The 23,613-nt window shown below is 64.0% G+C and carries 20 protein-coding genes; 8 read left to right on the plus strand and 12 right to left on the minus strand.

Features of this window, described 5'->3' with window-relative positions:
- Window positions 1-153: 153 nt before the first annotated feature.
- Complete coding sequence (locus AArc1_RS11310) at window positions 154-1,956, plus strand: 2-oxo acid dehydrogenase subunit E2 (protein WP_186336592.1); 1,803 nt, start codon at window positions 154-156, stop codon at window positions 1,954-1,956.
- A gap of 18 nt (window positions 1,957-1,974) precedes the next feature.
- Here AArc1_RS11310 and AArc1_RS11315 read toward each other — a convergent pair whose 3' ends face one another.
- On the minus strand, window positions 1,975-2,484 hold the full coding sequence (locus tag AArc1_RS11315; RefSeq protein ID WP_117364468.1) for a VOC family protein: 510 nt from the start codon (window positions 2,482-2,484) through the stop codon (window positions 1,975-1,977).
- Window positions 2,485-2,758: 274 nt separating this feature from the next.
- Here AArc1_RS11315 and AArc1_RS11320 point away from each other — a divergent pair, with 274 nt between their 5' ends.
- Both AArc1_RS11320 and AArc1_RS18490 read left to right on the plus strand, forming a co-directional pair.
- Window positions 2,759-3,169: a hypothetical protein gene (locus AArc1_RS11320; RefSeq protein ID WP_117364469.1), complete on the plus strand. Its 411-nt coding sequence runs from the start codon at window positions 2,759-2,761 to the stop codon at window positions 3,167-3,169.
- A gap of 330 nt (window positions 3,170-3,499) precedes the next feature.
- Window positions 3,500-3,715: a hypothetical protein gene (locus AArc1_RS18490; RefSeq protein ID WP_133412348.1), complete on the plus strand. Its 216-nt coding sequence runs from the start codon at window positions 3,500-3,502 to the stop codon at window positions 3,713-3,715.
- A 185-nt stretch (window positions 3,716-3,900) separates the two neighbouring features.
- Here AArc1_RS18490 and AArc1_RS18495 read toward each other — a convergent pair whose 3' ends face one another.
- The 8 genes from AArc1_RS18495 to AArc1_RS11355 all read right to left on the minus strand — a co-directional run bounded on the left by AArc1_RS18495 (window position 3,901) and on the right by AArc1_RS11355 (window position 12,252).
- Window positions 3,901-4,566 (minus strand): DUF6498-containing protein, encoded by a 666-nt coding sequence (locus tag AArc1_RS18495; RefSeq protein ID WP_133412349.1) that lies wholly within the window; start codon window positions 4,564-4,566, stop codon window positions 3,901-3,903.
- Window positions 4,567-4,753: 187 nt separating this feature from the next.
- The gene (locus AArc1_RS11325; RefSeq protein WP_117364470.1) at window positions 4,754-5,761 is read right to left on the minus strand and encodes an NAD(+)/NADH kinase; all 1,008 of its coding nucleotides are present in this window, start codon (window positions 5,759-5,761) and stop codon (window positions 4,754-4,756) included.
- Window positions 5,762-5,770: 9 nt separating this feature from the next.
- Complete coding sequence (locus tag AArc1_RS11330; RefSeq protein ID WP_117364471.1) at window positions 5,771-6,778, minus strand: alpha-ketoacid dehydrogenase subunit beta; 1,008 nt, start codon at window positions 6,776-6,778, stop codon at window positions 5,771-5,773.
- Window positions 6,775-7,872 carry a thiamine pyrophosphate-dependent dehydrogenase E1 component subunit alpha gene (locus tag AArc1_RS11335; RefSeq protein ID WP_117364472.1) on the minus strand — a complete coding sequence of 366 codons (1,098 nt, stop codon included), beginning with the start codon at window positions 7,870-7,872 and terminating at the stop codon, window positions 6,775-6,777. Before AArc1_RS11335 ends, AArc1_RS11330 begins: the two co-directional genes overlap by 4 nt.
- A 161-nt stretch (window positions 7,873-8,033) precedes the next feature.
- Window positions 8,034-8,813 (minus strand): PHP domain-containing protein, encoded by a 780-nt coding sequence (locus tag AArc1_RS11340; RefSeq protein ID WP_117364473.1) that lies wholly within the window; start codon window positions 8,811-8,813, stop codon window positions 8,034-8,036.
- A gap of 24 nt (window positions 8,814-8,837) precedes the next feature.
- Window positions 8,838-9,617: a DUF7847 domain-containing protein gene (locus tag AArc1_RS11345; RefSeq protein ID WP_117364474.1), complete on the minus strand. Its 780-nt coding sequence runs from the start codon at window positions 9,615-9,617 to the stop codon at window positions 8,838-8,840.
- Between the two features lie 102 nt (window positions 9,618-9,719).
- Window positions 9,720-10,874, minus strand: a complete 1,155-nt coding sequence (aroC, locus tag AArc1_RS11350; RefSeq protein WP_117364475.1) for a chorismate synthase — start codon at window positions 10,872-10,874, stop codon at window positions 9,720-9,722.
- 115 nt (window positions 10,875-10,989) lie between these two features.
- Complete coding sequence (locus AArc1_RS11355) at window positions 10,990-12,252, minus strand: alkaline phosphatase family protein (protein WP_117364476.1); 1,263 nt, start codon at window positions 12,250-12,252, stop codon at window positions 10,990-10,992.
- Between the two features lie 138 nt (window positions 12,253-12,390).
- Here AArc1_RS11355 and AArc1_RS11360 point away from each other — a divergent pair, with 138 nt between their 5' ends.
- A complete protein-coding gene (locus AArc1_RS11360; protein ID WP_117364477.1) occupies window positions 12,391-13,122 on the plus strand; it encodes a GNAT family N-acetyltransferase in 732 nt (243 codons plus the stop codon).
- Window positions 13,123-13,158: 36 nt separating this feature from the next.
- Here AArc1_RS11360 and aroA read toward each other — a convergent pair whose 3' ends face one another.
- Both aroA and AArc1_RS11370 read right to left on the minus strand, forming a co-directional pair.
- Window positions 13,159-14,457 carry a 3-phosphoshikimate 1-carboxyvinyltransferase gene (gene aroA, locus AArc1_RS11365; protein ID WP_117364478.1) on the minus strand — a complete coding sequence of 433 codons (1,299 nt, stop codon included), beginning with the start codon at window positions 14,455-14,457 and terminating at the stop codon, window positions 13,159-13,161.
- Window positions 14,458-14,547: 90 nt separating this feature from the next.
- Window positions 14,548-15,741 carry a LolA family protein gene (locus tag AArc1_RS11370; protein WP_117364479.1) on the minus strand — a complete coding sequence of 398 codons (1,194 nt, stop codon included), beginning with the start codon at window positions 15,739-15,741 and terminating at the stop codon, window positions 14,548-14,550.
- 156 nt (window positions 15,742-15,897) lie between these two features.
- Between AArc1_RS11370 and AArc1_RS11375 the strand changes: the two genes are divergently transcribed.
- Together AArc1_RS11375 and AArc1_RS11380 are read left to right on the plus strand one after the other, a co-directional pair.
- A complete protein-coding gene (locus tag AArc1_RS11375) occupies window positions 15,898-17,088 on the plus strand; it encodes a M24 family metallopeptidase (RefSeq protein ID WP_117364480.1) in 1,191 nt (396 codons plus the stop codon).
- Window positions 17,089-17,154: 66 nt separating this feature from the next.
- Entirely contained in the window at window positions 17,155-17,634 is a 480-nt protein-coding gene (locus AArc1_RS11380; RefSeq protein ID WP_117364481.1) for a response regulator, read from the plus strand.
- On the opposite strand, the gene AArc1_RS11385 is transcribed toward AArc1_RS11380, so the two are convergent.
- On the minus strand, window positions 17,635-18,717 hold the full coding sequence (locus AArc1_RS11385) for an NAD(P)/FAD-dependent oxidoreductase (protein ID WP_117364482.1): 1,083 nt from the start codon (window positions 18,715-18,717) through the stop codon (window positions 17,635-17,637).
- A gap of 282 nt (window positions 18,718-18,999) precedes the next feature.
- Here AArc1_RS11385 and carB point away from each other — a divergent pair, with 282 nt between their 5' ends.
- Together carB and AArc1_RS11395 are read left to right on the plus strand one after the other, a co-directional pair.
- Entirely contained in the window at window positions 19,000-22,254 is a 3,255-nt protein-coding gene (gene carB, locus AArc1_RS11390; protein WP_117364483.1) for a carbamoyl-phosphate synthase large subunit, read from the plus strand.
- 506 nt (window positions 22,255-22,760) lie between these two features.
- The gene (locus AArc1_RS11395) at window positions 22,761-23,513 is read left to right on the plus strand and encodes a TraB domain-containing protein (RefSeq protein ID WP_117364484.1); all 753 of its coding nucleotides are present in this window, start codon (window positions 22,761-22,763) and stop codon (window positions 23,511-23,513) included.
- The last annotated feature ends 100 nt before the right edge of the window (window positions 23,514-23,613 follow it).

A 23,613-nucleotide genomic window follows, 5' to 3' on the forward strand; every position in this document is an offset into this window, starting at 1 on the left:
TACAGGGGCCAGGATCGGCTTCTGTGCGGATATGGTATGGAAAACCATTATAGATATTGCGTCTGAACAGGTGGGAGAACGATACGGTATCCGTCAGGACGAGTCGCTGGCTCGAGCACCACGCTTTACCTCGTGTGCGTGGTACGTAGCCTCGTGTCATACATTGTCAAAATGCCGAAACTCGGGCTCGAGATGGAACGTGGGGAACTCCTCTCGTGGGAGATCGATCAAGGAGCGACGCTCGAGAAAGGCGAGGTCATCGCGGAAGTAGAATCCGAAAAGAGCGTCGCGGAGGTCGAAGCCCGTGAAACGGGTGTCCTGAAGCGAACGTATCTCGACGCAGGTGAAACCGTCCCGCCGGGAACGCCGATCGGGATCGTCGCATCCGCCGACGCTGATATCGGCGACCTCGAGGCGGAGGTCGAGGCCGAACTCGACGCCGTCGGCGACGCCGACGAATCGGCCACGGACGAATCGGAGCCACAGGCGGCGAGCGACGACGAGGCCGGAGCGACCGCCACTCGAGCGGCTGACGACGGAGACGTTCAGGCGTCACCGCGTGCACGGGCACGTGCCGACGACCTCGGCGTCGACCTCACGACCGTCGGGGGGACTGGCTACCAGGGTGCGATCACCGAAGCCGACGTCGAAGCAGCCGCAGAATCCGGAACAGGGGTCGACGACGCCGACGTCGACGTCTCGCCACGGGCCCGAAAGCGAGCCGAGGAACTCGGCGTCGACCTGACAGGCGTCGACGGAACCGGCTACCAGGGAGCCATTACGGAAGCCGACGTCGAGGACGCGGCGGCGACCGCGGATGGCCGCACCCGACTGGAGACGCGCACCCTCGACGGGATGCGTCGCACTATCGCCAGCCGGCTCGGCGAAAGCTACCGCGAGGCCGTCCACGTCACCGCCCACCGTGAGGCCGACGCCGAGGCCCTCTTCGATGCCGCCGACGCCGCCGCGGACGCCCTCGAGATGGACGTCACCATCCAGGACATTCTTGTCCTCGCCGTTTCGGCGACGCTCGAGGACCACCCCGCGTTCAACGCGACCTTCGAGGACGACGAACACGTCCTCTGGGCGGAACACAACCTCGGCCTCGCCGTCGACGTCGAACACGGCCTGATTACGCCGGTCCTGTCGGACGTCGGGAGCAAATCCCTCGAAACGATCGCCACGGAGCGTCGCGAGGTCGTCCAGTCGGCCCTCGACGGCACCTACACCATGGACGACCTTCGCGGCGGGACGTTCACGATCACGAACCTCGGCGTCCTCGGCGTTGAGGCGTTCGATCCGATCATCAATCCGCCACAGATCGCCATCCTCGGCGTCGACGCCATCGACGAAGCCCACATCCGCGGCGCAGACGACGGCCTCGAGTGGCGACGGCGACTCCCGTTCGACCTGACGTTCGACCACCGGATCGTCGACGGGGCCGACGCCGCCCGCTTCCTCGAAACGCTCGTCGGGCACGTCGAAGAGCCGTGGTCGCTGCTTCCCGACGAGGTGGACCGAACCGCAGGCGCTCGAGCCGGCGCGGCGACGGCGATGCCCGACCGAACGGTCACCGCGCACAATCCGGACGGGATGGCCGGCACGATCGAAGCCGGCTCGTTCGAGTGGACCTACGACGAGCCCGAGGAGGCCGGCGGCACGGAGACGGGGCCGACGCCGGTCGACGTCTTCCTCAGTGGGCTCGCCGCCTGTCTGTCACTGAGCATCCGCTTCCAGGCGAGTAAACGCGAGACGCCGGTCGACGCCATCGAGGTGACGACCGATGCCGAACCCGCCCACGGCGCCGTCGAACAACTCGAGGCGACGATTCGACTCGAGACGGACGCCGACGACGAGACGGTCGACCGACTCGTCGACCTCGGCGAGCGCGGCTGTCACGTCTCGCAACTGCTCGGCGACGACGTCCCAATGGAACTCTCCTGGGAGCGCGTTTAGGGACTCGAGTCCGGCTCGCTACTCGGGGTAGGTCATCTCCGGTTCCGGAATCGCCTCGAGGTTCGCCGCGGTCTCGAAGATCGTCCCGTTGAGTTCGTCTGCGGTGTCGAAGTACCAGTACTCGACGCCGTCGAAGTTCCCGCTCTGGATCACGGGCATTCCGGCGTCCTCGAAGGCGTCGATGACCGCGTGTGTGTCCTCGAACGCGAAACACGCCACGTGGTGGAGCCCCTCGCCGTGTTCGTCGAGGTGTTCGGTGTAGATACTCGGACCCTCGAGCGGTTCGATCAACTCGAGCATCGTCTCGCCGACGTCCGCAAGCGCCAGCCGCATGGCGTACTCGTGGGACTCGCCGCGGAACGTGCGATCGGTCAGCGCTGGCGGCTCGAACCGGTAGACGTCCCAGGGGCCGACGCCAAGGATGTTCGAGAAGCGATCCATCCCGTCCTCGAGGTCCTCGACGACGAACGCCACCTGCGTGATCTCGGGGATTTCGACGTCTAACTGTGGGATGTCTGGACTTGCCATACTGCGACCCCCACCCTGAGTAGCTTAGTGTTTACCGTGGTCTGGATTTCCGATGCGTTCGCCGCTCGACGCGTCGGCTCGAGCGTCGATTCTCGACGAGGTGGTTTTATTGAAATGCATAGGTGGCGGTAATTTTCGGAGGGGCTGCTGCATACAGAGGTTGAGTGCAGCACAAGGCGATTGTTTGCTTCGCTCCTGAATTGGCGAATTATTCGATTGCTTCACGTGCAACGGAACATGAAGAATTATACACGATTGTCCTCTCTCCGTTCATATGAGGAGGCGGGAGTTCGTTGCAGTTTGCTGCTGTTCCGTTTGTGGAATCAGTGCCGGCTGTCTCAATGAAGACGACTCCGAGCCTGTCCCCGAGATTGTTAGCTTAGAAGTCCGAAACGATCAACGCGAAGAAGCTCACGAGTTCATGGTTCAAATTGAGGACGAAGATGGTATCGTGTTCGAAGGGACATATCATCTTGAAGCAGCCGACCCGGGAGAATCCGCCGTTGCGCTCAAGGATCCCGTTGAGTCGGAAGCGTATACCGTTCGAGTCGAGGCAGATGGGCATTCAGCGACTGTGGATACGCAAGATCGTATCACAGATGATAAAAAGTGCATCCGTCTACAATTCTATCTGAGTGCTGAAACCCTCCATAGCGAATATCAATTGTACGACCGCTGTGAGTGATACTGGAAAAGTAGACGGGTTCACGGGGCACTACTGTTCATTCGAATAGGTATTCGCTGTACCAACTGAACACTACCTTTCACTGGTTAGCCCTCAGTCTGTGCCACATCCGCGCTGTGTATGCAGCAGCCGTTGAACAAACTACCGAGCCGCTATCAAAATCGGCCTGCAAGATACAGAGGAGAAGTATGAGTGCAGCACGACGTCTTTATCTGTTTCATACCGAAATCAATGAACTATCTGCTCGCTACATGTGTAAACATATCGGCGTCCTAATTTCGGTAGCAGGGTAGCACAAAGGGTATAACAAGTATTCTTTAAATATGGCGTATGGCTAAATTCGATTTCGCTTATGTTGGTATAGTAGGTGGTATACTTGGTTTGTTGGTTGGCTCAATATTCGGCTCAGTAGGTGCATTAGTCGGAACTCTTGTTGGGATCGTTAGTAGTGGTATATATTGGGAGAGAAAACAGAAGATATCACAGAAGATAACTGAGCTTGAACAGCGAGTTGATAAGTTAGAACAAAACAGAGACGATAGGTAACTGGCCTGTATTGACCGATCACTAACTTTTGCGGATCGGTACTCAGTGCGTGCCACATTCGCACTGTGAGTTCAGCACGGATTGTTCGAACTGCTTAGCTTCTGTCAGGAGTAGCGTGACCGACTCAGAGGATGAAGTCAGCAGTGGCTAGTGCTTGATGGCAAAAATAAAATCTGTTCTGCGCATTAATTGTTCTCTCCAGAGCGGTCATAACCATGCTCTCGCCTGTGGGCTCGAACGTCGACGTATGTCTTAGCACCCACAATAAGAGCGAGTAGCCCAACAGGCGATCCGGTAAAAGTTATCGCGGCCCCCGCAAAGAATACCGTTCCAAGGAGCCCGTATAATCGGGGAAACGGCTCAACCAACAGCGTGACTGGGCCTTTCTGTTCGTACTCACGACCTTCAAGGAAATCGACTCGATAAGAAACGATGTGTGTCACAGAAAGTGCAACGGCAGCACCCAGTACAACGAGCGGTGAAGCAGTTTCGACGCCAGCTAAATCATCTGGAAGTGAAAGTACCGGGAAAGCAAGAAAACCCCAAAACACAGCGTAGGTGCCGAGAAAATCCCGAAAGACGCGCCCTCGTGGTTTGCCAACCAGTGACCGTATTGTCCGAGACTCTCCTGATCCCATTGGACTGTACTCCCAGTTTGGGAGCTCTTCGGGGTTGTCTGTCCCTTCAGCACGCCGAATCTTCGCTGCGGTTGCCGCGCCGATGACGCCTACCTCAACCCAGTAGACAACCAACAGCGCGTGGAGATCAACGTTAAATGTGAAGAAGCTGACAATCGGAATAGCGTTTCCGGCGATGATGACCCCGAAAGCAACCCGGTGGGGTACTCGCATTAAACATCAGTTCCTCATATAGTATATAAATGGTTGTGATGTGTCCGTAGCCTGTATCGACTGATCTGAATAACTGATCTTTCGATGGAATGTCCCGTGCAAGACTCGCGCCCTCTATTCAGCACATCGCTCTTATCAGCAGCAAAGAATGCTACCAGCACCGACGGGGTCTTTCCGGACCACGACGTCACTGTTCGACGTCCTCGAGCGCACCAGCACGAGCACCGGCCGCGAGCGTCGCCTCGACGTCGACGAGCCGCGGTCCCTCGGGGACCGGCGTGAGTTCGACCGTCGTATCGGTGACCTCGAGTTCGCGCTCGCCGTCGGCACCGACGACGCCGTCGGAAATCTCGAAGGTGAACGGCTCGTTCCACTCGAGGCGTTCGACGGCCTCGATGCCGAGAGTCGCCGTCACGCCCGGTGCGAGGACCGCCCGCACGGTTCTCGAGGCCGTCTCGGGGTCGGTCAGCCGGAGTCCGACGCCGCCAGGGTCGTCAGGGGCGACGCGTTCGACCGCACCGGCGACCGCAGCGAGCCCGATGTCCGCTGGGTGGGCTCGCGAGACGACGCCGCCGACGAGATCGGCCGGCTCGAGCAGGGCCCGCGTTCCGATGAACGACCGCGCTGACACTTCGGAGGCCGCCAGCGCCGTCAGGCTGCGATCGTCGTCGGGCGAGGTGGTCCGGACGTCGACCGTTCCGTGTCGCGTGGTGACGTCGGCGGCCGAAATGGCTCCGGTCGCGAGGAGTGCGGCCGCGACGCCCGCGACGGTGCCTTCGACACTCGTCGGCACGACGTTGTTCGTCCCCGTCGAGACGGCGATCACCGGCACGTCGCCGATCGCCGTGGCGACGTCGCGGGTCGTCCCGTCGCCCCCGAGAACGACGACCGCGCCGACGCCTTCATCACGGAAGTGGGCGGCGGCCCGGCGCGTGTCGGCCGGCGAGTTCTCGACCGGGAACTCGAGCGGGCGCGCGTCGACCACGGACGGCGACGCCTCGAGGACGTGGTCGGCGATGCCGCTTCGATCCGGCATGAGCCGTGCCGATGGCGGGTCGGCCACCGCGGTCAGCCCGTCGAGGACGCACTCGGCGACGCGACGTTTCGCGTAGCTGTCGACGACGGTCGCGCCGCCGGTGAGCCGCCGGACGTCGCGGCCGGCGGCCGGGTTGACGATCAGTCCAACGCGGGACACGATCGGCCCCTACGTCACCCGCCCGATCGCGTTTCGGACGTCCTCGCCGGTGGGGAGAACTTCCTGCTCGAGCGGCGGGCTAAACGGCATGTGAGTGTCGGGCGTCCCGACTCGCTGGATCGGGGCGTCGAGGCTGAAGAAGGCCTCTTCCTGGACTCGAGCGATGATTTCGGCGTGCGTGCCGTACGAAAGCGGACTCTCGTCGGCGACGATCAGCCGGCCGGTCTTGCGGACGCTTTCGACGATCGTCTCGGTGTCGAGTGGGTACAGCGACCGGGGGTCGATCACCTCGACGTCGACGTCGTCGGCCATCCCCTCCGCGGTCTGGAGCGACTCGCCGACGAGGCGCTGGGTCGCGACGACGGTGACGTCTTCGCCCTCGCGTTCGACCGCCGCCTCGCCGAGCGGGATAGTGAAGTCCTCGTCGGTCGGGACCTGTCCTTTCTGCTCGTAGATCATCTTGTTCTCGAAGACGAAGACGGGATCGTTCGAGCGGATCGCGGCCTTCGTCAGTCCCTTCGCCGCCGCGGGCGTTCCGGGGGCAACTGCGTGCAGTCCGGGGAAGTGGGCGATCCAGGAGTGAATCGTCCCCGAGTGCTGGCTCGCAGCGCCCATCCCACCGCCTTCGGTCGTCCGGACGGTGACCGGCATTTCCGCTTTCCCGCCGAACATATAGCGCATCTTGGCCATCTGGTTCATGATCTGTTCCATCGCAACGCCGGCGAAATCGGAGAACATCAACTCGACGACCGGCCGCGTGCCCGTCGCCGCGGCTCCCGTCGCCGCGCCCATAAAGCCCGCCTCGCTGATCGGCGTATCCTTGATGCGCTCCGGGCCGAACTCCTCGTAGAGGTCGCCCGTCACCTCGAGGACGCCGCCGAAGACGCCAATGTCCTCGCCGATGAGGAAGACGTCCTCGTCGCGGCGGAGTTCCTCGCGCATCGCCTGTCGAATCGCTTCTCTGACGGTCAGTTCTTCGGTTTCTGTCTCGAGTTCTGTGTCTGCGAGTGCAGTCATCGTCGGTCACCTCCTGGGTGGCCGCCGTCGGAGCGATGCGCCGACGAGGGTCGCGAATCGTGTGAGCGCTCACCACCGTCGGTCCGGGCGGCCGCCGCAAATCGGTCGATCTCCGGTGGCATCTCCGCGAACATGTCCTCGTAGGCCTGTTCTGGCGTCGGATCGTCGGCGTCGAGGGCGAACTCGACCGCCGCGTCGATCTCGGCGTCGACCTCCGCCTGCAGCTCTTCGAACTCGTCTTCGGTGAGTTCGCCGCGATCGATCAGTCGGTCTCTGAACGTCTCGATCGGATCTCGATCCATCCAGCGCTCGATCTCTGCGTCGTCGCGGTAAGGCTCTTCGTCGCCCTCGTAGTGGCCCCGGTAGCGGTACGTCTCGGCTTCGATAATCGAGGGGCCGTCTCCCGCTCGAGCGCGCTCGCGTGCTTTGGCGACCGCTTCCTCGACGGCAGTGATGTCCATGCCGTCGACGGTTACGCCCGGAATGTCGTAGGCCTGGGCGGTATCGCTGAGCGTGTCAACGTTGTGCTGGTCTTCGACCGGCGTCCCCTCGCCGTAGTGGTTGTTCTCGATAACGAAGATCGCCGGCAGGTCCCAGGTTGCCGCGATGTTGACAGCTTCGTGGACCTGTCCCTGGGCAACCGCGCCGTCGCCGAGGAAGCCGACGGCGACCTGGTCGCGGTCCTGGTAGTCGATCGACAGCGCCGCGCCCGTCGCCATCGGTGGACCAGCGCCGACGATACCGTTCGCCCCGAGCATCCCGGCGTCGACGTCCGCGATGTGCATCGAGCCGCCCTTGCCGTTACAGTAGCCGTCGGCCTTGCCGTAGAGTTCGGCCATCATGTACTTCGGATCGAGCCCCTTCGCGATGCAGTGGCCGTGTCCACGGTGGGTGCTCGCGATGTAGTCATCCGGCTCGAGTGCCGCACAGGTGCCGACGCCGACCGCCTCCTCGCCGATATAGAGGTGGACGAACCCCGGAATCTCGCCATCTGCGAATCGATTCCCCGCCTCCTCGTCGAACGCGCGGATTGTGACCATCCGCCGTAATGCGTCACGCCGTCCCGTTTCGCCCTGTAAGTCATAGTCTGCCATGGCGCAACACGGGGTACAACGGCATCGGCAATATGTGCTACCATGCACCAACCAGTGATACTACTCACTCGTAGAACCGATCAGCCACGATCGTACTGATCCATAATAGATCACGGATCGGGGGAGAGGCACCGATCGGCTTGCCCGGCCGTCGAGGTGAGTTACTCTTCGAGTGCAGGTGGAACGGTCGGCTCGAGGTCGTAACGCTCGACGAACTCGGCGAGGAATCCCGCGCGGTTTTCGACCTCGAACGGTCGATGGGCGTCCGTCCCGAGGGTAAACGGGACGTCGTGTTCGCGCAGGATCTCGAAGAACTGGGTTTCGGGGTGGACGATCTCCTCGTCGGTCAGTGCCCGCCCGGCGTTGATCTCGGGAATCGTTCTGGAACGTGCGAACGCGTCGGCGACGCGGTGGTACTGCTCGTCGGTGGCTCGTCCGCGAAGCGGTGTCGTCCGCTCGAGCAGGTCGACGTGGGCGGCGATGTCGAACAGTTCCGACTCGACCAGCGAGACGAGTCGGTCGTAGTAGGTCTCGACGATCCGGTCGCGTTCGGCCGGCAGCCGGTCGACGAACTGGGATGCGACCTGGACGTTGGTTCCGTCGACCTGGTGGACGCTCCCGATAGCGTAGTCGAAGCCGGCCGACGCGAGAAACGATCGAATCTCGCCCTCGTCGGCCGGGTGATAATCCATTTCGACGGCGTCATAGAGGTCGAGCGATGTGTCCGCTCGAAGTCGGTCGATAGCTTGACGGCGTCGTTCGTAGGTGAGATCGAGGTTGAAGCCGTAGGCCCGTCGCATCTCGGCCATGCGTTCTCGGGCACCGACGTTACAGTGGTCGGCGAAGCCGAGTCCCTCGAGACCGGCCGACTCCGCGGCTCGAACCATTCCCCTGAGAAAGCTCCCGTCCGAGTAGTTCGAGTGGACGTGGAAATCCTGCATACAGGCCAGACTATCGTCGCCGAGTTAGTCGTTACGCCGGCCCTCGAGCAGGCTCGTGTAGAACGCGACGAAGTACGTGTACGCGTACGCCGTAACAATGGTTCCGACGATCAGCGTCACCGCAATCGAGAGCCACAGCGTCGACGTCGAGGTCACGACGGTTTCGCCAGTTTGGGTGAACTCGACCGAAGAGAGGTACAACGCCATTCCCGGCCCCTGTCCCAGCAGGGTGAGCGCCAGGAAAACGACAGAGAAGCCGATCACGCTCGCGAGATTCTGCGAGACGAGGCCGACGCTGCGCGAAAACGAGTCGATCGCCCGGTCGTCGCTGACGACGATCGCGGCGTCGTAGAACTGGACGAACATGAAGACGACGGCGAAACCCACGAGCAAGACCACGCTGACGAGCGCGACGACGACGATCCCACCGCCGACGGCGAATCCGGCAGCACCGGCGATGATGAGTACGACCGTTCCGACGATCGAGAGGCCGATGAGGATCCCGACGAAGACGACCGTCGCCCCGAGCATCGAGACGTAGTTGTCTTTCCCACCGCGGACGAACGTCCCGACCGAGGTCGACCCCTCGAGCGCCCCGTGGATCATCGCCACGAAGCCGCCGAGGAGAAACGGGGTGAGAAACAGCCACAGCGGAACGACGAGCAGCTGTGTGAGCGATCCGAGGTAGACGTCCAGCAGTACCGAGAGTTCACCCAGCAGGACGAAGAACAGTCCGCCGACCAGAATCACGGGATGCGCTCGGAGGGTAGCCAACGCAGTCGAGAGTGAGCCAATAGCGCTCATACTCGAGTCCTCTCCGGTGTGATACAAGAAGCGAACTGGGCGTTCTCAGGCCGAGAAAGTCCCGGTGGTGTCGGGCGGGACTGGCGTCGCAAGCGAACGCGCCTACTCGTTTTTCGGGTTACTCGGGTGGTAGTCCGTCTCGTACTCGCCGGGATTGCCGTCGACGCGGTCGGGGGTGATCCGCCCCGACAGCAACATGAAGTCGACGAGGGTAAGCGCGAGCATCGCCTCGACGACGGGGACACCCCTCGGTGGGAGGACGGGGTCGTGGCGGCCGATGACCTGTGCGTCGTCGACCACCTCACCGGTTTCCCAATCGACCGTCTGTTGTTCTTTCGGGATCGAGGTGGGCGCGTGGAGCGTCACCTCGCCGTAGATCGGCTCGCCGCTCGAGATGCCGCCCTGGATGCCGCCGTGATCGTTTTCGACCGGCGTCGGGGTCCCGTCGTCGTCGAACTCCCAGTCGTCGTTTCGATCTTTCCCCGAGTATTCTGCGGCTTCAGTTCCGAGGCCGAACTCGAAGGCCGTCGTCGCCGGGACGGCCATCATCGCCTGGCCGAGTCGGGCCGACAGCGAGTCGAACCGTGGCGCGCCGAGGCCGACGGGAACGCCGCGGACCTCGAAGTAGATGCTGCCACCGATCGAGTCGCCTTCCTCCTGATACTCCGCGATTCGATCCTGCATCTTCTCTGCTGACTCGGGGTGAGCACACCGGACGGCGTTCTCCTCCGAGTGCTCGAGCATCTGCTCGAAGCTCACCTCTGGAGCCTCGATGTCGGCGATCTGGTTGACGTGGGCTTTGAGTTCGATGCCCTCGAGTGCGAGCAGTTTCTTCGCGATGGCGCCCGCGGCGACCCAGTTGACGGTCTCACGCGCGGACGAGCGGCCGCCGCCACCCCAGTTGCGGGTGCCGAACTTCGCCGAGTAGGTGAAATCGCCGTGGCTCGGTCGCGGTGCGGTGATGAAGGGCTCGTACTTGCCCGAGCGAGCGTCTTTGTTCTGGATGACCATCCCGATCGGCGTGCCAGTCGTGTAGCCGTCCTGGACGCCCGACTTGATCGAAACCGCGTCGGGTTCGCCGCGGCTGGTCGTGATCATCGACTGGCCCGGTTTCCGACGGTCTAGATCCTCCTGGATGTCCTCTGCGGAGAGCTCGAGGCCGGCTGGACAGCCCGAGACGGTACAGCCCATCGCTTCCCCGTGGCTCTCGCCGAACGTGGTCACCTGGAAGAGGCGACCGAAGCGGTTGCCGTTCATTACCACCCCCTCGGCAACGTGGGCACTTAGTGGTTCAGATTGGACAGGACGCCACGGACCCACCGGAGGCAGAACCCTACGGTCTCACTCAGCCACCTCGCTAACCTCGACCCGATCAGCACACCGCCTCGAGGTCGACCGCGGCGAACGGGACCAGCATCTCGTCGGGGTGGAGCCCGCCGTGCATCCCAACCAACTCGAGTTTCGGTCGGTCGCTGCCGTACCAGACCGACAGCTCGCGGTGACAGACGACGAGATCGCCCAGCCGCCGACGGAACGTCTGGCTTTGCTCGCCGCGTCCGAAGAGGCCACACTCGAGAGCCTCCTCGCGGGTGATGACCTGGGCCTCGAGGGCGTCTTCGAGCGTCTCCCTGATATCGTCACGCGACTCCTCGGGCTCTCGAAGGTGGAGGTGGACGTTACGCGGGCTCCCGGCGTAGCGGACCGGCTCGCCGGTCCCGTGGCGCTCGAGCGCCGCCATCACGTCGTCGAATCGCTCGAGGTCGACGTTTCGATCGGGATCGGTGTCGACGTGGCCGTGGTCTGCCGTCAGGAGGACGAGGGTGTCCTCGCGTGCAGTGTCTCCCAGCCCCGACAGGGCTCGATCGAGGGCGTCGAACGTCTCGCGGACGGCTTCGCGGTACGGGTCGCTCGTCGTGCCGTAGGCGTGTGCAACGGTGTCGACCTGGGGCAGATAGGCGAACAGGTAGGCCGGATCGGCCGCGGCTGTAAACGCCTCCTCGACGGCCTCTTCGAGCCCCTCGAGGCCGTGACCCGGCCCGTCGACGGTGCCGTAGCTGTGACAGGTCGCCCCGTCGTAGGTTTCGGCGAACGGGACGACGTGGCGACAGTCGACGCCAGCGGCCTCGAGCGCGGGATAGATCGGGTCGCCCACGAAGACGTCCTGAAGCTCGTAGTCGGTCGACTCGTCACCGGCGGTCACCGTCGTGGAGAAGGCCTCATAAGAGGCATCGTCGGCCGGATCGTACACCTCCCAGCCGAGAACGCCGTGGCTCGTGGGGAGCCGTCCCGTGTGAAAAGTCGTCAGCGCCGCCGCCGTCTCGGAGGGGTAAATCGAGGTCAACGGCGTTACCGTCCCCCGCTCTTCGATTCGCTCGAGCAGCGGGTGATCCTCGCGGTGGCGTTTCCAGAGTTCGAGCCCGAAGCCGTCGACGAGGACGACGAAAACCCGTTCGTAGCTGTTGTCGACGTCGGCGAGGACGTCTTCGGGTAGCGCTCGGGTGGTCCCGTCGACGACGCCCAGCTCGCGCCGGACCGTTTCGGGCACGTTGGCGAAACAGTAGGAATCGTACGACGGCTCGAGGTAGCCGTCCTCGAGCAGGTCAACCCGCAGGCGGCTCTCGAGGTCGGTCCGCATGGCTGTAATCACGGGCTCGAGGGTCAAAGCGTCGTTGCTGGCCGATCGAACCGATCGAACGTGACTGTCGGCCGACCGGGTTGGGGATTGGTACCGAGTAGCAAGAATTATGCCGTTGCCCTGGGTGGATACATCCGTATGCGCGCTCCCGACCGACCGACGTTCGACGACGAGACGAGCAAGGAAATCTACCAGTACGTCGAACGACACGGGACGGCAGCCCGACACCGGGTTCGCGACGCCGCGTCGGTTTCAGCCGAACGGTTTCAGGAGCATCTGGACGACCTGAAGACGAAAGGCTACCTCGAGGAAGACGGCGGGACGATCCGGGTGCCGCTGGATGCGGGGTCGATCGAAGAGTACACGACCGACGACCTCACCTACACCGTTCGGCCCGCCCGCCACACCGACTTCGAGGCGGTCGTGGACGCGATCCGGGACGTGACGGCGACCGAAACCTACGTCGTCGCCGAGACCGTCGCCGAGCAGTTGCTCTACGACGATACGATCTCGAGACACACTACCGTCGAGTCGCGGATGTTCTTCGTCGCGACGGTCGACGCCGAGGTCGTCGGCTGGACGCACCTCGATCTGCCACACGTCGAGAAGCTCCGAGATACCGCACAACTCACCGTCGGCGTCCGCCCCGACTACCGCGGCCAGGGAATCGGGACCCGGCTCCTGAGCCGTGGACTCGACTGGGCGGAAGCCAACGGCTACCGGAAGGTGTACAACAGCGTTCCCGCGACCAACGACGTCGCACTCGCCTTCCTCGGCGAACACGGCTGGAACACCGAGGGAATCAGAAAGAATCACTACACGATCGACGACGAACTCGTCGACGAGGTCATGATGGCCTACGAGTTCTGAGCCGCAAGTGCGGCCGTTCGGCCCTCGATGCCCACGCTACTCCGCGGCTGTGAGATCTACACCCAACCCGGAGAGCGCGTCGAAAAAGCCGGGGAACGAGACGTCGACGTGCTCGGTGCCTTCGATCGTCGTCTCGCCGTCAGCGACCAGGCCCGCGAGCGCGAGCGACATGATGATCCGGTGGTCGCCCCGGCCGGAGACCGTTGCCCCCTCGAGGCTCGAGTCGCTGCCGTGGATCGTCAGCGAATCGCGCTCTTCGGTCGTCTCGACGCCCATCTTGCCGAGTTCTTCGGCCATCGCGCTCACGCGGTCGGTTTCTTTGTAGCGGACGTGTTCGGCGTTCGTGATGTGGGTCTCGCCGTCGGCGACCGCACCCAGGGTCGCGATCGTCGGCAGCAGGTCGGGGGTGTCCTCGACGGAGACCTCGATCCCCGACAGCGAGGCGCTCGAGACGTCGATGACGCCGGCCTCGCGGTCCCAGTCGACGTCGGCTCCCATTCGATCGACGATCTCGACGATGGCGGTGTCACCCTGCGCGCTGGGATTTGCACCCTCGATTCGAACGCCGGCCTCGCCAGCGATTGCCCCCGCAGCGAGGGGGTAGGATATCGACGAGAAGTCACCCGGAACGGCGTACTCACCGCCCGCTGGTCGATAGGACTGACCGCCGTCGACGGAGAAGCCGTCCGCTGTCTCCTGGGCGTCGACGCCGAAGTCGGAGAGCACCTCGAGCGTGACGTCGACGTAGGGCGCGGATTTGAGTTCGGTCTCGAGGACGACGTCGATCCCCTCGTCGGTGACCGCACCGGCCATCAGCAGGGCCGTGATGTACTGCGAGGAGACGTCGCCGGGGATCGACACCTCGCCGCTAGCGATCGGGCCCGTGACGACGAGCGGTGCCTGACCGTTCCCGCGAGTGCTCGCCGCTTCGCCGCCCAGCGCCGCGATCGCATCGAGCAGGGGGCCCTGGGGCCGGGATCGGAGGGATTCGTCGCCGGTCAGCACCGAGATGCCGTCGGCGAGTGCCGCGGCGGCGGTGACGAGTCGCATCGTCGTCCCGCTGTTATCACAGTCGATGACGTCGGCCGGCACCTCGGGTCGGCCGTCGAAGCCCGTGACCTCGAGGGTGCCATCCTCGGCACGGTCGACTGCGCCACCGAACAGCGAGACGGCACGCGCGGTCGCCCGCGTGTCGGCACTCCAGAGGGCATCTCGGACGGTCGCGCCGTCTGCGTAGCCAGCCGCGAGGATCGCTCGATGGGTGTAACTCTTCGACGGCGGTGCCCGAACCGTCCCCTCGAGCGTCGAGGGGACGATCGTGACGTTCTCACTCATGGTCGAAGTCTCGTGCGGGCCCCCTATACCGGTACCGATACGCACAACGCAGCGGCCTCGTCGACGTGCCCGACGGGAGTACAGTCGCCACTACGGACAGCCGACCGAGGCAGCGACCGCACGTAGCGGCGCATCCGAATCCGGACTCGAGACCTCGTAGTTGAGGGGCTCACACGTCCAGAAGAAACTCCGAATCCGCCCATCGCGCCGGTAGACCGAGACGCCGTCGACCTCGTCTTCCTCGAGGACGTCGGGACTGAATCGCTTCTCGTTGCGGACGGCGACAAACAATTCTCGGTCGGGCTCGTTGGGGTCTGCGTACCAGAACGTCGTGCTCGTGCCGAGTGCAGCCCGCTTCTCGAGGACGACGATTCGCTCGAGGGCGTACGGGTCGGGCACCGCTGGATCGGGGAGGTCGTAGGGAGCGACCGCGTCAGCGTCCGCACGCGAGTCGTAGATCCCTTCGGGCTCGGTCCCGGCCGCCTCGACTGGAACTCCCTCTGGCGGCTCGTACTCGAACGTCTCGTCGGGCAGTTTCTCACCGAGTGTGAGGTCCTCGTAGGTCACCGACAGCTCGTTGATGAGCGTCTCACCGTCGGAGACGGTCGCGCGCTCTTTGACCGGGTAGCGCGACTTCTCGTCGATCCAGAGACGGCGTTCGACGATCGGATCCTCGAGGCCGTCCTCACCAGTCGGTAGTTCGAGAGGGATCCGGTACACCGTCTCGCCGACGAGCAGGTCCAGAGAGCGCTCGAGTTCGTCGTCGATAGCGAGCTCGGCACTCACCACGTGAGTCTCTCGGTCGTCGACGTCTTCGACGCCCTCGTATGCCAGTTCGGAGTCCACATCGAGGAGAGTCTCGAGGTCGAGTCGGCGCTCCTCGACGAGAAACCGGTTCGGATGGTTGCGTTCGATAGCCGTCTCCGCGTCCGGGTCGTACTCCCAGGTAACCGTCGGCGTTCGGATCGAAACGGAGCCTGCGGGGACGCTATCGTCCGTCGACTCGAGCACCTCGAGCCGGCGATCGGTCGGCTCACGCGCGGCGAGTTCGCCAACGCGTTCGATCGACGAGTCGGGCGTCTCGATGGTCATCGTTCGCCGAGCCGTGATCGTCTCGACTGCTTTGGTCGTCTCGAGGGCCTCAGCAATCAGGTCCGCACTCGATTGCGGCGTGTCGGACGCCGCGGACCCGTCGGTGTCGGCGCTGCCGGGGATCGACACGCAGCCCGCCACGGCCACGCTGGAGGCGGAGAGCCCGGTTGCGAGGAACCGTCGCCGATTCATGCGAACTGGATTGTCGCGTTCGAGTATAAGACTGTGTGTTCGACATCGGCGGAGAGCTGGTCGAAAGCCACCGGGGTCGGGCACCGACCGACGACGACCCACGGGTCACGGGCACATCGGCGAACAGTTATGTCGTCGCCGCCGCGAACTGCCTGCATGAACGTCGACGTCGACCTCTCGCCGCTTCGAGCGACCCTCGAAGACGCGGGCGTAGACGGCTATCTGATCGACGACGATGCATCGGATTCCGATCAACGGTATCTCTCCGGCTTCACGGCCCCTGATCCCTACCAGACGCTCGTGACGGCCGACGGCGTCCACCTGCTCGTCTCCGGCCTCGAGTACGGCCGGGCGCAGTCCGAGGCAGCCGCAGACTCCGTCTCCCGGCGGGCGGCCTACGACTACCAGGAACTCGTGGGCCAGCACGGTCCTTACGAAGGAAAACTCCGGACGATCGCCGCCTTTCTCGAGGATCACGGCGTCGACTCGATCGCGGTCCCGCGAACGTTTCCGACGGGGACCGCAGACGGCCTTCGCGAACACGGCCTCGAGGTGACCGTCGAGTCCAAGGGTGTCGTCGAGGAGATTCGAGCGAGCAAGACCCCGTGGGAACGCGACCAGATTCGACGGACCCAGAAAGCCAACGAAGCCGCGATGGCCCGCGCCGAGGAACTGATCGCGGCCGCGGAGGTCGCCGACGACGGCACGTTGCTTGCCGACGGCGAGGCGCTCACCAGCGAGCGCGTCAAAGAAGCGATCGAAGTCACCCTCCTCCGGCACGGCTGCGGGCTCGACGACACCATCGTCGCCTGCGGTGCCGACGGTGCGGACCCACACGATCGCGGGAGCGGCCCGCTTCGGGCCGAGGAACTGATCGTGATCGACATCTTCCCGCGCGATACGGAGACGGGCTACTTCGCGGATATGACCCGGACGTTCGCTCGAGGCGACCCCGGCGAGGAAGCCCGTCGGCGGTACGAGGTGACGAAAGAGGCCTACGAGGCCGCCCTCGAGGCCGTCGAACCCGGCGTCACTGGTGGTGCTGTCCACGACGTCGTCTGCGACGTGATCGAGGGGGCGGGCTACGAGACGCTCCGCAGCGACCCCACCACGGAAACCGGCTTCATCCACAGCACCGGCCATGGCGTCGGCCTCGACATCCACGAGCAGCCAAGCGTCTCGCCCGCGGGCGGCGAACTCGAAGCCGGCCACGTGTTGACGATCGAACCTGGCATCTACGATCCCGCCGTCGGCGGCGTCCGCATCGAGGATCTGGTGGTCGTCACCGAGGACGGCGTCGAGAACCTGACCGACTATTGCGTGGCGCTCGAGCCCCGGTCGTCCTGATCGGTCTATCCTGGCTACCGTCGACCGCGCGGATAGCGCTATACTCACCGGCGACAGAGGAGAGGCATGGACGACCGAGAGCGTGGAACGGATCCCACCCGTGAGATCGAACCGTCCGACGTAGCCGACATTCTTCTCGTCGATCAGAGTCCGGGTGACGTTCGATTGATCGAGGAGGGCTTCGCCGACGGCAGCATCGTAAATCAGGTGCACGCAGTCGCCGATGGAGAGAGCGCCCTCGAGTTCCTGCGCAAGGAGGGCGAATACGAAGACGCACCGTCACCGAAGCTGATCCTCCTCGATCTGCACCTGCCGAAACTCAGCGGGGAAGCTCTGCTCGCGGAACTCGAGGACGATCCGGACTTTCGACAGACGCCCGTCATCGTTCTCACGAGTTCCTCAGCCGAGGAGGACGTGGTCAGATCCTACGACATGAACGCGAACGCGTACATCCAGAAACCCGTCGAACCGATGGATTTCGTCACGATCGCTCGAGCGATCGAGGACTTCTGGCTTGCACTGGTCGAGTTGCCGTGTACCGAGTGATCACTCGCCAGCGAGTGCGAGTCGTTCGCCGACGTCGAGCCCACACCGGAGTGCAGCGTGGACCCGCGCCTCGCCGGCGACCCAGTCACCGAGACAGTACAGCCCCACCGACTCGGCGCTTCGAATCGGGCCGGTCGGTGCGCCGTCGTCCGTCAGCGCGTAACGCCAGCCCTGGTGGTCCGTCCAGTCGGGCTCGGTGAGCCGGTCGTCTTCGAGCAGTTCGGCGGTGTGCTGGGCCAGCTCCGCCAGGTTCTCTTCGGGTGGCTCGTCGTAGCGGTCGACGGACCACTCGTGGCTGGCCTGGACGACCAGCACCGTCTCACCGTCAGGGACGTGGCCGGGTTTACACTCCTCGCGGGCGATCCATCCCACTTCGTGGGCTTTGTCCGTGTTGATCAACGCGTAGTACGGCCGCTCGAGCGCGAACGGATAGTGGAAGACGCCGGTCCAGATCGTCCGGTAGGGGACCGCGTCGACCGCCTCGAGCAGCGCGGCTCGAAGCGCCTCGTCGCCGTCCCAGTCGGCGCTCCGAAGCAAGTCGGCGGTCTGTGGAGCCGGTGGGTTCAACAGTAGCGCGTCGAACGGCCCCCAGCGTTCGCCATCGGCGTCCTCGAGGAACCAGACGCCGGCCGAGTCGTCGTCACCCCGGCCATCGGCGTCGTCGTGGCCCTCTCGGACGATCCGCTCGACGCGAGTCCGTCGGTGGATCTCCGCGTCCGTCCGCGCGAAGAGCCGTTTGGCGACCTGGGTCAGCCCCCGACGGTAGCTCCACTTGTGCTCGTCGCTCTCCCGCCCCTCGCTGACCTCACCGTCGGCGTCGAACGTCCAGATCGGTTCGGTGACGTCGACGAGACTGTCGGCCTCGAGCGTCTCAGTCAACAGTTCGGTCACTCGTTCGTCCGCCGATTTGACGTAGTTGGCCCCGTAGTCGTAGACGATCCCATCACGCCGACGGGTCGCCGCCCGGCCACAGAGGCCGCCCGACTTCTCGAGGACGGTTATCGACGCGTCGGTCGTCTCCGAGAGGACGAACGTCGCCGCTGCGGCGGCGGCCCCCGCGCCGACGACGCCAATTCGTTTCATACGCGTACTCGGGCCCGGGCGACCAAGTAGCTCGTGACGGGTACCGTCGCTTGCCGGCAGTGATGGTGTCCCTCGAGAGCACGGATCACGTTTGTCTGGACATGTCACACCGCCTTCTCGAGCCCAGATCGACCTGAACGTTCGTCGAGGCGGGCCAGGGATGCTCTCGCCAGTGGACACGACCGGATTTACGCGACGGTTCGAATTTCGCAAAGCCATTTCGAGATTCGTATTGTTTCGTGGCGCTTATTACGATGTACGAACTTCGGACGAACAAGACCAATGAGTACGGACCAGAGTCAGGCGCAGACAGGGGATGGACGGACGATCCTCCTGATCGGCAGTGGACCGATTCAGATCGGCCAGGCGGCAGAGTTCGACTACTCCGGCGCACAGGCCTGTCGGGCACTGCAAGAAGAGGGGGCTGAAGTCGTGCTCGTCAACTCCAACCCGGCGACGATCATGACCGATCCGGAGATGGCCGACCGGGTCTACATCGAGCCGATCACGACGGAAGCGATCGCCGAGATTATCCGTGAAGAACAACCCGACGGCGTTATCGCCGGGCTGGGCGGCCAGACCGGCCTGAACGTCACCGCCGAACTCGCCGAGGAGGGCGTCCTGGAAGAACACGACGTCGAGATCATGGGGACGCCGCTCGACACCATTTACGCGACCGAAGACCGCGATCTGTTCCGCCAGCGCATGCAGAAGATCGGCCAGCCGGTCCCCGCGTCGACGACGATTTCGCTCGACGAGGACGAGTCCGTCGCCGACCTAAGCGAAGCCGACCTCGAAGAGCGCGTTCAAGACGCCGTCGACGAGGTCGGGGGCCTGCCGGTCATCGCCCGCACGACGTACACGCTCGGCGGCTCCGGGTCTGGCGTCGTCCACGAGTTCGATGAACTCCTCGCCCGCGTGCGGAAAGGCCTGCGCCTCTCGCGCAACAACGAGGTGCTGATCACCGAGTCGATCGCCGGCTGGGTCGAGTACGAGTACGAAGTGATGCGCGACGCCGACGACTCCTGTATCATCATCTGTAACATGGAGAACATCGACCCGATGGGCATCCACACCGGGGAGTCGACGGTCGTCACACCCTCCCAGGTCGTCCCCGACAAGGGTCACCAGGAGATGCGCACCGCCGCACTCGACGTCATCCGCGAACTCGGCATCCAGGGCGGCTGTAACATCCAGTTCGCCTGGCACGACGACGGCACGCCCGGCGGCGAGTACCGTGTCGTCGAGGTCAACCCCCGCGTTTCCCGCTCGTCGGCGCTCGCCTCGAAGGCGACGGGCTACCCGATCGCTCGCGTGACCGCGAAAGTCGCCCTCGGAAAGCGTCTCCACGAGATCACAAACGAGATCACCGGCGAGACGACCGCCGCCTTCGAGCCCGCCATCGACTACGTCGTGACCAAGGTCCCCCGCTGGCCCAAGGACAAGTTCGAGGACGTCGACTTCGAGCTGACGACGGCGATGAAATCGACGGGTGAGGCGATGGCCATCGGCCGCACGTTCGAGGAGTCACTGCTGAAAGCGCTTCGATCCTCCGAGTACGACCCCGCCGTCGACTGGGCGGACGTAAGCGACGCCGAACTCGAGGAACAGTACCTCGAGCGTCCGTCGCCCGACCGCCCGTACGCGATGTTCGAGGCGTTCGAGCGTGGCTACACCGTCGACGAAGTCGTCGAGTTGACCGGCATCTTCGAGTGGTACACCGAACGCTACGCGAATATCGCGGCGTCCACCCGTGCGGCCCAAGCGGGCGACTTCACCGAGGCCGCCATCACCGGCCACACGAACGCCTCGATCGCCGCGACCGCCGGTGGCGAGACCGACGTCGATACCGTCGAGCAGGCGGTTCCTGGCCGGACGTACAAGCAAGTCGACACCTGCGCTGGGGAGTTCGCCGCCCAGACACCGTATTATTACTCCGCTCGCAGGAACGAGTTCGAGAAAGGACCGCTCGTCGGTGACGCCGCCGCGGGCGAACTCGAGGTCGACCGTGACGCAGAGAGCGTGATCGTCGTCGGCGGTGGCCCGATCCGTATCGGACAGGGCGTCGAGTTCGACTACTGTTCGGTTCACGCGGTCCAGGCGCTGCGCGAGATGGGGATCGACGCGCACGTGATCAACAACAACCCCGAGACCGTCTCGACGGACTACGACACCTCCGACGGGCTGTTCTTCGAGCCGATCACGGCCGAAGAGGTCGCCGACGTGGTCGAGGCGATCGACGCCGACGGCGTGATGGTCCAGTTCGGCGGCCAGACCTCCGTCAACATCGCCGAACCGCTGAAAGACGAGATCGACCGCCGCGGCCTCGAGTGTTCGGTCATGGGCACCGAGGTCGAAGCGATGGACCTAGCCGAGGATCGCGACCGATTCAACGCCCTCATGGACGAGCTGGGCATCGCCCAGCCAGAGGGTGGCACCGCCGTCTCGAAAGAAGAGGCCCTCGAGCTGGCCCACGACATCGGCTATCCGGTACTCGTCCGTCCCTCCTACGTCCTCGGCGGCCGCGCGATGGAAGTCGTCTACGACGATGCCGAACTCGAGCAGTACATCGAGGAGGCCGTCCGCGTCAGCCCCGACAAGCCGATTCTGGTCGACGACTTCCTCGAGGGGGCAGTCGAACTCGACGTCGACGCCGTCGCCGACGGCGAAGACGTCCTCATCGGCGGCATCATGGAACACGTCGAGAGTGCGGGCGTCCACTCCGGCGACTCCGCCTGTATGATCCCGCCGCGCTCGCTCGGCCGCGACGTCAACCGCCGCGTCCGCGAGGTCGCAGAGGAGATCGCCCACGCACTGGATACGGTGGGGCTGTTGAACGTCCAGCTCGCCGTCACCGGGATGGACGACCCCGAGGAAGACCCCGAAGTGTACGTCCTCGAGGCGAATCCACGTTCCTCGCGGACGGTACCGTTCATCTCGAAGGCGACGGGCGTCCCGATCGCCAAGATCGCCGCGAAAGTCATGACCGGTACCTCGCTCGCAGAACTCGACATCGAAGAGCAGGTACCCACCCAGACCTCGATCAAGGAAGTCGTTCTGCCCTTCGACCGCCTGCCGGGCTCGGACCCGCGTCTCGGCCCGGAGATGAAGTCGACCGGCGAAGTAATGGGCACCGCTGACACCTTCGGCAAAGCCTACGACAAAGCCCAGGACGCCGTCAACAAGCCGATCCCCGAAGACGGGACGGTCGTTATCGACCTCTCCGCCGACGAGTTCTCCGACCCCGACACCGAGGCCGGTGAGGAACTCGTCGCTGGCTTCACCGAGTACTACGACCTCTGTGAAGCCGTCGACCTCGCAGAGGCCGCCAAACGCGGTGAAGTCGATCTGATCGTCTCGCGAGATCGCAACCTGCTCGAGGTCGCCGTCGAAGAGGAGATCACGTACTTCTCGACGGAAGGGTCCGCGAAGGCCGCACTCGAGGCCCGCGAAGCGAAAGCCGAACCGATCGACGTCGAGGCCATCACCGACCGCCCACAGCGCAGCGAGTACTGGGGCCAGCCGAAAGACGAGTGACTACCACACGCGACTGAAGTCGTGGACCTTCTCCTCGAAGGTATCTGACGACTGATACACTCTGGTCGAACCTTTTCTACGCGCGACTGGAGCCGAATACTATTCTCCTTCTGTCGAGGGCAGTCACTGAAGAGGATTCATCGGACGGACACAGTGAACGCTCACAGTCACTTTAGCTGACAGTGTCAGAACCCGTGAAGGGGAACGGTAGGTTGCAGGGTGGTGTGTCACAACGTGGACCGAATGTCCCGTTCGGTCAGTTTAGTTCCCCCATCCGCGCACGGTATAGCCCAATCCCCAAGATCAGGCCATCTTTTCGTTTGAACGGTAGGATAAAAGCCGTTACGGCCAGCGTACCGACATCTAGAGCAGAAGTGGTCGATTACGACCTGTCAGCGCACTGGTCCTGTGGCGACACCGGATTCGATCGTCCCGGCCGGTATCTGTCACCCAGTATGAAAACACGCGGTCGTTTCAAGCGTGTGGCCGACGAATCCTACAGTGGTATGTCAGATACGGGCTCCATCACGTTCGTCCCCAGCGTCCACTTCTCCCCCGTCCACCGCCGCCGCGTCCGATCGACGATTCGGGAGGAAGACCCCGACGTCGTCGCCGTCGAACTCGACGAGTACCGGTACGATCGCCTCGAGCGCAACACTGATACCGACGCGCTGGATTTCGCCCGCGAACTGCCGCCCCCGATCGCGGTGACCTACCAGCTGTTGCGAGCCGTCCAGCGAACCGTCGTTCGGCTGTACGGACTCGACCCGCAGACGACCGACATGGAGGTCGCGATCGAGACGGCCGCCGAGCTCGATCGCGAGGTGGCGCTGATCGACGAACCGATCGCAGAGACCGTCGACGCGCTCGTCGACAGCGTCGGGATCGACACGTTCCCGAAGATGTTGTTGCGGACCCAGCAGCTGGGGCCGCAGGCACAGGCGCAAGCGCTCGAGATGACGACGCTCCCGTTCAGGGACGTCCGCCACGGCGACGACGTCCAGCCCGCGATCGATCAGCTTCGGTTGCTGGTACCCGAGGTGAGCGAGGTGCTCATCGACCGGCGGGACCGCGCCATGGCTGAGCGACTCCACGCGCTTCGAGCGGACGGCAACGACGTCGTCGTCGTCATCGGTGCCGGCCACCACAACGGCATCCGCGGTCACCTAGAGCGCCTGGAGGACCGAGACGACAGCACAGCAGTCGCGATTCCACGACGCCGTCCCCGGCGGTCGGTCACCCGAATCCCCATCGAGTAGCCCCGGTTCGAAGAAAAGCCCGTAACTCGAGGCGACGGTGTGTGTTGAACCCGGTGAGCGACAACTCCGACACCCTAAAGCGCCAGGGCTGGCTGGATCG

The organism is Natrarchaeobaculum sulfurireducens (genome assembly GCF_003430825.1).
Classification (GTDB): Archaea; Halobacteriota; Halobacteria; order Halobacteriales; family Natrialbaceae; genus Natrarchaeobaculum; species Natrarchaeobaculum sulfurireducens.